The following is a 9,314-nucleotide window of genomic DNA, read 5'->3' on the forward strand; positions in this document are numbered from 1 at the left end:
GCGCTTTTTACCCGTCGCGAGAGGCAGTATTCGGCCAAAAGTGGACTTTACTCGACCTATATTAGGTTTTGACGTATCTACGAAATCATGAGTGATCCAGCGCCTTTTGATTAAGTTGAAGCTGAGGGATGGGCTCAGCATGCCGCTCACCACCTCATCTCATCCTAAACGGGTTGGCTGGATAACACTGCATTGCGCTGAACCGTCATCTTGACTCCAGTTCGGGGGTTACCCTCCAAATGAATCATACTCAACAAGTGCTTGTCCGTGATGCTCGAAAACTTTTGAGCCATGTGCCTGGCCAGCGAATCACTGGCAGTGGTCAAGATCAAGTTCATGTCCGGCATCGAGGTGGCCACCAGCCGGAAAATGTCCAACATTGCCACTCGATTCAGGTCATCCAAATGCGCGATTGGCTCATCGAGGAAGAAGCTTCCCCCGGTATTCCGAGCCCTAGCTAGGTATAGCGACAATGCCAGATCCTGGCGCTGGCCTTGGCTAAGCTTCCCTTCTGCGTCCAATGCAGGCTCATGGCCCTCGGCGAAGACTGTCCATTTCAATGCATCTTCGCCTTCTGAAACGCCCAAGCCTTTGTATACTTCGTTGGCATGCATTCTGGAAAATAGCTCAGCTGCAGGACTTAGCAGGGGCTTGAGGCTAGAGGCGGTGAAGTCCTTCACATGCAAGGCATACTGCTCAATCGCCAGGTCTGCATCAGCAATGTAGCCTGTGCCGATTCTCAGCTTGCTGGTCAACTCAACCAGTTCCTGCTCAAGCTTTTTCAGCTTTGCCGAGTCGGTATCAACACTCACCACAGCTTTGCATTGATCAAGCATGCTGGTGTATGTCGTTACATCAATTCCTCGCTGACCCAGCTGCTGACGCATGATGTCGTAGGACTCTACTGACACGGGTTGATCACCAAAAAGCTCACGCCAATGGGAATCGAAGCTGCTTGTGATCTCTACTGCTGCAGCGATGTTCGCGTTGAGCCCAGCGATCTCGCCCGCCTTGGACTGAACGGCTTGTAAAAGCCCTTGTACAGCCAGAACGAGGCGAGCTCTCGCCGGCTCGTATTGGTCGAATTGATCCTGAAAATGTTTCTTGTAGCTTCCCAAGCTTGCGACGGCGCTCGATACCCGTGTTGCCGCACCGCTCGCCGGAATAATGGCGAAAAACTTCTCTACTTCGGAAAGCTTTGCAAAAATCCCGCTGATTTGAATTGCAGAGGTTACCCTGCGATTCATATTGGCAAGGCCATCCATCTGCATTCCGGAGAAGTCTTGAACGCCCATCGTTTCGAAGTACGTACTCCTGGTTGCAAACGATTGCAGCTCTTGATGCACAGAATTGGATCGAGCCAAATAAGTTTCATACGCGGATTTCTGCGACGTAGCTAAAGCCAGGGCTTTAATGGCATCCTGCTCATTTTGACGAGCCAACGTCAGTGCACCTGAGGCAGCTTCAAGAGCCGGCGCAAGCACTTCCATATTCGAGGATATTTCTTCCCGAAGTCTAGCTGTGGTGGGCCAATTATAATTACAGAGCGGACAGTGAGGGTCATCATGAGTATGGGCGAATTCATTGCCCATAACTTTTAACTTACCCAAAACGTTAGTATAAGCGTCAAAGTCTGCTTCTGCTCGGATGCGCATATTCTTTGCCGCATCAGCCAGGCGTGCCTTTTCGTCGTAGTCGATAGCAGGCGCTACAGGATTCGCCATCAGGTCATTTTTCTGACGCTCAAGCTCCATGATTTTTTGGAAGTTAGCGGATAGCAGAGCTATTGCCTCTTTCCACTTCGTTTGCCGATCAGAACTCCACCCCAGCTCTACAAAACCCGCCGCCTCAAGTTCCGCTTGGCTTCGGTCAACCTGCTCGAAATACCCTCCCACACCCTGAGCGCTAGTAGCTGTTTGCCACCCCTTAAAGGTTAGCAGGCTGTCATCAGCCCATTTTAACGACCGCTGAGCGTCAGACACTTTTTGTTGGGCGTCGGACAACTCTGATGCTTGAACACTGTGATCTTCGCTCGCCTTTTTCTGCTCCTGCGTCAGGGCATCAACTGACTGACGAAGAGTTTCAATTTGCTGCAGAGAACCTTGATACGACGTCCACTGCTGATACACGGTGTTCAGCACTGCCATCTCTCGCTGCTGCTTCTGGCTGAACGAGTTAACACGAAGCTGAGCTGCCTCTAGCCGCTCAAGAATGGTTCCCTCGACTGCTGGTGGAAACGCCTTGAAAATAGCATCAAGGCTGCCTAGCGCGGCCTCCTTGGCAGGAGAACTGATGGCCAGGGATGCTTTAAGCGTTTCAATTTCAGCATTCACGCTAGCAACTTTGTCCGCTAGCCCCTTTGTATTGGGAAGTGCTTTTCTGTAATCGCGCAGATCTCGCAAGGTACTGGTGAGATGGCCAAAGCCAAGAATGTCAGCAAAGATCTGTTGGCGCTCGTCGGCCTTATTATTATCAATCAACAAGGCTAGTGAGTTGGAATAGAGCCACCGACTATTGCGCAACCATCCGCGCTTGGCCTTTCGCAATGCGATGGTGCTTTTTCCCGAGATCGACGCCGGCGTGAGCATCTCCAGCAGAAACTCATCGTTAATTTTTTTCTTTTTCTCGCCTTCGGGAGTTATCCACAATGAGCTATTAGTTCGAGTAACTACGTGAAGATTTCCGTCAATCAAGCAATCTGCCGAGACTGTAGTAGTACCCTTCCCCCACTGGCATTCCAGTGCCGCCCCGTTCAGATCATCGACCTTGCCTGTGATCAGCCATTCCAAGGCATAACAAATCGTGCTTTTGCCTGTGCCGTTGGCCGCATGGATAACGGTTAACGGTGCATCCAATGGCACCACTAACTCATCTGGAATACCCCGAAAATTCTGGATGGTAACGGCAAGGAACTTGATGGGCAGGTTATTCATTGAGATTCCATTCTTTACCATGAATTTGGGCAAGCTCTTGACTGTCCACCTCCGCCAGTAATTCTACAAGCTGGAGATAATCGGTATTCTCGGAAGAGAAGACTACCGCGTCCCCTTGATCGTCAATACGCTCAAGACCTAATGGTGTGATTCGCTCATAGCGTTCCCAACCATCATCACCCCAGGTAACAACATGCTTCCTGACAAATCTGATATCTCTCTCGATATCAAGAATGAACGCTTTGAACTGATCATTGACTTGGGTAGCCGCGATCACCAGGTAGCCGTCAATGACGAGACCCGAGCGCTCGCGCTGGACAATCGCGGCATCCAAGAACGTCTCCGCAATCTTGGCCTGGCGCATCGCATCTGCACCGGTATCAGTGGTGATGTTGACCAGTAAAATAGAGGCGAAGGACGACTCCCAATACCCGAGCTCATTCCCTATCGCACCATCCTGCCAATTTTGATTCGTGCCCGATAAGTACTGCTGAGTGGAGGTTCTGGAGAAGCCGGCATCCTCAGCTCGACGCGCTATGATTTCAGTCAATTCATTGAGCATCTAACTTCCCCTTCCGGACAAAAATATCTTCCATGAATTGATTCGGCGAAGGAGCTGACGGATCGTCATACACAGATTCAATATCGCCCAAACTGAACATATAAACGCTTCTTGCAATAGAGGGCTCAGTGATTGATCCCTTGGGAGCAGGCGGACTGGTGTAATCGTAACGCCCATCGCCGGGTTTCTTGTCCGCGACGTTCCCCCTCCCTTGCGCGAAGACGATTAGGCTGGGATGCGCAATCGGCTGTCGAGCCCAGTCGAAAAGATCACCTTCCATCTGCCTGACTGGATAGTTCCTGTTTGACCAAGCCATGAGGTTGACCTCTCCATGCACAGGGTCGTCATGCCGGATATGCCCCTGTAGGTCGGGTGCGCAGACCCATTGGCTGGCGGGCGGTACATTGAGGTAGCTCAGTGCCTGGACGGTTCTCATAACGCATTCACCAGATGCGCAGAGCGCTTCCAGTGGAAATTCCTCTCCCGCTTTGACACCAAACCACGTTCGGTAGGTGAACCCCGAGTAGTCAGGCAGGCCCGCGTCTTGCACCAACGTATTGAGCAGATCCAGCTCTGCTTTCACTGCAGGCAGGTAGCCTGGGAATGGAGGATACCGATCAAAGAGCTCATGAAATTCAAGCGACATCGGTTGCATATCGTCTTTAACAGCCCCCGCAACCAAGCGATGTGCCTTTACAGCAGCCAGGGTCAGATCTGCAGTCCAGTCGAGTGTGAATGTGAGAGCACCGCTGGTGCTCCGACGCATGACACGTCCAGATGGATTAACGGTTGCCGGGGTAGATCGGGTTGCGAACTCGACGTCGATCGCCGGAAAGATGCCAGTAGCACTGTACAGCTCGGTAGGACACGCCCCGACACGGTTACTGTTGGCAATCGCCGTGGCAATAGTCGAGTGTATGCGCTGACCGTAGTGATCTGAAACCGAGGTCAATACTTTTTCGAGGCTGGTGACGCTAACGGAGGCAAGGACAAGATTGGGCCGCTTCGAACTGTCTTCTTTCTGGCTAGCCATTATTCGACGCAGCTGAGACCTTGCATCTGAAATCGGGTTTGTAAAGTCGTTACCCAAGGTCGGCCAGACGACAACATCTTCAAATGCTAGACGGAGCGACACCGCGCCGTGCCCGTACTCTGCCAGGCCTGTCTCGTTCTCAACAAGTACATAGCAGTTGAAAATACCCTGTGTGGGATCTTTGACCCAACACCAACCTGCCCTGTAATTCTGGAGCGGAGCCGGATCCCACTCTGGATCAATCCAAACCATGTCATCTGAATTTTTCCAGGCAGCAAGCTGAGCCCCAGTCACGCCACCACAACCTACGAACACGACAGCTTGGCTATCATACATTTCGACTAGCTGGTGAAGTTCTGCCCAGTCCCCCAGATCCGCCGCCTCGGCTCCGCCAGTAAAAATCACGGGAAGCGAGCCAAAGTTATTGAACAGCGTGCCTGTCTTGGGCAGGAGCATGGTTCGCATGAAAGGCAGAAGCTCTGCGCCTTGCAACAGCCCTAGATTGAAACGCTGATTGCGACCCAGCTTTAACTTGATGTATTCAGTCCGGATTCCGGAAATGAGCTCCTCGTCCTCCTGACTCACCATCAGCTTTCGTGATTGGAGGAACGATTTCAGCTCGCCTACGATTTGTGCTGAATCGGACTCAAGCCTGAAGTAGGTCGACTTGATGCGGGGATAGGCGCCCACCATCCGTGAAAGGTCATCTTTCTTGTGCAGGGTAGTATGCAGGTTGTCGATCCTAGCCCAGATCAAATCACACAGCTGCTCCTGTGTCAGATCTTTCAAGGCGGGATGCTTTCTAAGGGTAGCGGATCCCCTACGGGCGGCTAGTGACTTTTCCTCGAATTCTGCTCTAAGGTCTACGAAGCGTTGCCTGCCGCTCCCTTGCAGGAACTCGAAAAGCTTAGTCGCCGCTCGATCAGATACTGCAACGTAATAGCGGAATGGCTCACCTGGAGCTGAGGCGATGCCCGGCTTGATGGTCGCGTAGAGGAAGAATTTGCAGATTTCCTGAATGATCATGGAAAGAGAGACGATGCCGTTGTAGCGCTTGCACTGAATGACGCCAACAGGACGGCCATTATCAAGCAAGATGACATCGCGCCCCTGATCGGCCCCGTCATTTAGACGGCGGGCTGCGTCATACCAGTCCTCTGAAGCATCTTCTGCTCGTGCAGCGTAGAGGTCTGCCAGAAGCAGCTCAAAATGAGCGTCCCCCATTCGCTCGAAGGGCAGTTGGCCGCAGTCAAAAGCGAAGAGATCAGGGGCATCTGGGTTCTGTTCTCGCAGCTCGCGGTCTTCTTCATCGCTGCGAAATTGAACATTAATAGTCGTCAAACTCTTGCTCCTTGACTTGACTCGACCATACCGGAACAGCCGCGGGATAACGCAGCAGCGATGCTAGCGATAATTTCGCGGGCACGATTTCAGTGGGATCTGATTCATCCCGAAAGAAAGCGTAATCGCTTCTAAAGGAAATGCTCCGATGCCGGCATTCTAGGCGCCTACGCCATCCGTTTTAGCGAAGGTTAGCACTCCATCGTTCAGTGGCAAAAGGTCATCATACTAGTGTCAATTTTTATCAAATGCCAACAATGAGAGCGTCCAATGAGGAGTCGTGAGTGCAGCTACATGCGGGAAGATTAACTTAGTGGTCAACTCATTTCCCAAAGGGCAAGGTTGGGGAGAGTGGCCTTCAACAAACCTTCGGTACTGATGATTTCATCACCCGCTTCAATTTGCACAAGAGCACATTCAGGCTTACCTCCGCGCTAACCAGTTACGAATGGCTGCTTATGGCCCAGAGTGTGTAAAAACGCTTCGCCAAAATTGAAGTGGGCGCATCTACGTTAAATCTGAAATTTATCGACACGTCAGCAGATGTGGATTTCGCGTAGAAGCGCGATTTCCAGTCCGGTTTTGAGTACCTGTCGCGCTCAAAAACGTTTTTACACACCCTCGGCCGATATCTGCCATTCGCAACGAGCCGCATGCTGCCGCCCCCCCCCGCAAGCAGCTCAACACCTTGCGCTATGTGCTTGTTGGCGTGAGTCCGTAGAGGGGGGCTGACCAGCAGCATCCGGTACTTTTACAACGGCTGTGCCACCACTATCGCAAGCAAGCTCGCTCTCTCTCATTGGATTTTTGGTGCCTTCGACGTTCTTAAAGTCAAAAAAAAACGGCCCGTACACAATGCACGGGCCGGTTTTTCCGGGTGTTGCTCGAGCGGATTACTGAATGGTTACGCCGCCGCCAAGCTTGCTCATCACAAACGCGGTGAATTGTTCGACTGTCATCTTCTGACCGTTGAAATCAACCTGATTGTTGGCGTAGTGCAGCTTGGTGACCACGTCGTTGCCTTCAAGCGTTGCCAGCTGCGTGCCCACCGCCATCGCGCTGAACATGTCGCTGGTGGCTGTCGCCTGATCGGCGATCAACTTGGCGTCGGTCTGGCCTTCCATTTGCGCCTGCACGGTCAACAGATCCACCAGCATCGGCTTGGAGACTTTCAAATTGAAATCCAGCAAGGCGAGCAACTGACGGCCCAGTTGATCGGGCGGCAGGTCCATGGATTGCGGTTTGGCTAGGTCAATGACCAGCGTTGCGCGGCTTTCGCCATTGGCTGTAGTGAACGACAGGTTTTCCAGTGCCACTTGCGGGCCGCCCGCCAGGAGTTTCTCCAGGTCGGTCTTGACCTGCGCCTCCTCGGCCTCGGTCAGCACCAGCTCTGGCGCTGGCTCACCGGCTGCAGCTGCTTCAGCCGCCGCTTGCTCGTAGGGTTGCAGCTTGGTTTGATAGACCTGCATGAGCGACATGGTGGCCGGGATGTCCAAGTTCTTCAGGCTGACCGCCATCTGCGCAGAACCGATCGCCTTATCGTTGAACGACAACTCGCCGACCTTGTAATCAGCACGCCCCGAAGCGCTGGTGCCATTTTCGGTACTGTTGTTTTTCATCTCGAAGTTCTTCAGGCCCAGGACAGACTTCTGCTCGCCAAAAGTAGTCTTGCTGTTGCTGAGCATCAGGACGTTATCACCCATGTAATAACCATAAGTGCTCTTGCTCAGATTGCTGGCAAGCGTCAGGCCGTTGAGCTCGACTTGCACCGGAGTCTGGTCCTCAGCGACGGTGGTCAGCTTGAAGCTGTCCATGTAACCGTCAGCCTTGATCTTCTCCGCCTGGGCGCTGGAGGCCAGGTCTATCTTCAGGCCAGAGAAACTGAGCTGGGTTTGTTCATCCAGCTTGGTGTCCAGGGGCAGCAACTCGAATGTGCCGTGGGTCGACTGGTCGTAGCCCAGGTTGACCACACCTTTGAGCGGCGACTTGTCCTTGGCAGCGACGAACCATTTCTCGGTCAGAGGCGTGCGCTCAAGTTCGGTGTGGCTGGTGGCCATGACCGGCAACCATTTGAGCGTCATCAGGCGCGAGAACGGCAGCGGACCATGTTCGATGTTGTCGACGAACAGCAATTCAACCGGCTCATCACCAAACATCTCGCCTTCGCCCTTGAGGCGGTAGTGGGCGGTGCTGCTGAAAGTCCCACGGTCTAATGAAACCAGCTCGATCGAAGCGGTGCCATTGGACCCGGCCAGGGCCGTTTGCATTTGCTTGTTGCTGTCGGCAATAGCGGTTTGCAGCACTCCTTCGAGCTTCGTGCCGGTGTACCAGGCGCCGCCTGCGCTGATTGCACCGACAACCACAACGATTCCCAGAAGTACGCTTGCTGATTTATTCATGAGTGACCCGATCAATATCCATGGTTGAAAAAGCCGTCGTCTTCCCTGACCCGCAAAGGGTGTGGCTCGACGCCGCGAAGTGGAGGGAGATTACCATCAGGCACGCCAGCGGGCCCAATGTTTAAAGGGGGGAAGTGTTTTTTGGGAGAGGGTCTACGAATATTGGACTTCAATCTCGTCGAGTTGATGGTCGAACGTCTTGAGCCGTGCCGTCCAGGTGTAGACCAACACTTCGAAATCGCGATTGATCACCGTCGTACCTGATGACTCTGCGCGAGCATCGCAGAAGTCCAGTTGATAGCGCTCACGGGCCATAGCGTTAGCGACGTCGCAGAGCTCACGTGCGTTGTTGAGCCAGTGCCAGTCGTCTTGGGCGACTTGCTTGTCCAATGCCGCACATTGGGTCTTTAAGGCCTCGAGACTTTTCTCCAATGGAGTACCAGTGAGTTCACCCATGACTTCCTGGAATGTGCGGCCAGGCTGCCAATAACTGCCCCAGAAGTAGCGGTCGAAGACCGTTTCGACCCGGCGCAGCGCAACCTTGGTGTCCCAGATCAGCACCAGGGTCTTACCCTGCTCAAGATGCTTTTTTTTGATGCGTTGGCCATGAAGCGATGCCCAGGCCACGATTGCGATGGATATCACACCGATCAGCGCAGCCGCGCTATCGAGGAAAATCAGCGCTTTGTCGATCTGGTGAGTCAGCATGACGCCATAGAAATAAGTGGCCGAAAGCAGCACTAACGCCGCAAGGGCGCACCAGAAGCCAGGAGCATAAGGGTTTTTCATTATTGGAATCCCCATGACCAGTCACGTCGCGGGCCATTTTTCAAGTACCCCGACTATCACAGCATAGCAACGGCCTCAGGGTTTGCCGTATGCGGGCAGCAATCATGAGGGGCAATCCGATTACCGGCCCAAAACGACAAAACCCCTGTCTGCATCAGCAGACAGGGGTTCTGGGAATTCAATCTTGACGATGACCTACTCTCACATGGGGAAACCCCACACTACCATCGGCGATGCATCGTTTCACTGCTGAGTTC

At 53.1% G+C, this 9,314-nt stretch carries 5 protein-coding genes and 1 rRNA gene; all 6 read right to left on the minus strand.

The window, feature by feature from the left end; genetic code table 11:
• Nucleotides 1-164: 164 nt before the first annotated feature.
• The gene (locus AAIS01_RS25140; protein ID WP_343471172.1) at nt 165-2,933 is read right to left on the minus strand and encodes an AAA family ATPase; all 2,769 of its coding nucleotides are present in this window, start codon (nt 2,931-2,933) and stop codon (nt 165-167) included.
• Nucleotides 2,926-3,495 carry a hypothetical protein gene (locus AAIS01_RS25145; protein WP_343471173.1) on the minus strand — a complete coding sequence of 190 codons (570 nt, stop codon included), beginning with the start codon at nt 3,493-3,495 and terminating at the stop codon, nt 2,926-2,928. The genes AAIS01_RS25140 and AAIS01_RS25145 overlap by 8 nt, the downstream gene beginning before the upstream one ends.
• Complete coding sequence (locus AAIS01_RS25150) at nt 3,485-5,869, minus strand: ABC-three component system protein (protein WP_343471174.1); 2,385 nt, start codon at nt 5,867-5,869, stop codon at nt 3,485-3,487. The genes AAIS01_RS25145 and AAIS01_RS25150 overlap by 11 nt, the downstream gene beginning before the upstream one ends.
• Nucleotides 5,870-6,762: 893 nt before the next feature.
• Nucleotides 6,763-8,268: a YdgA family protein gene (locus tag AAIS01_RS25155; protein WP_343471175.1), complete on the minus strand. Its 1,506-nt coding sequence runs from the start codon at nt 8,266-8,268 to the stop codon at nt 6,763-6,765.
• Between the two features lie 153 nt (nt 8,269-8,421).
• Nucleotides 8,422-9,057 (minus strand): NADH:ubiquinone oxidoreductase subunit N, encoded by a 636-nt coding sequence (locus tag AAIS01_RS25160; protein WP_343471176.1) that lies wholly within the window; start codon nt 9,055-9,057, stop codon nt 8,422-8,424.
• A 182-nt stretch (nt 9,058-9,239) separates the two neighbouring features.
• A 5S ribosomal RNA gene (gene rrf, locus AAIS01_RS25790) occupies nt 9,240-9,314 on the minus strand; the annotation flags it as partial.

This window comes from Pseudomonas halotolerans, from assembly GCF_039581215.1.
GTDB classification, from domain to species: Bacteria; Pseudomonadota; Gammaproteobacteria; order Pseudomonadales; family Pseudomonadaceae; genus Aquipseudomonas; species Aquipseudomonas tehranensis.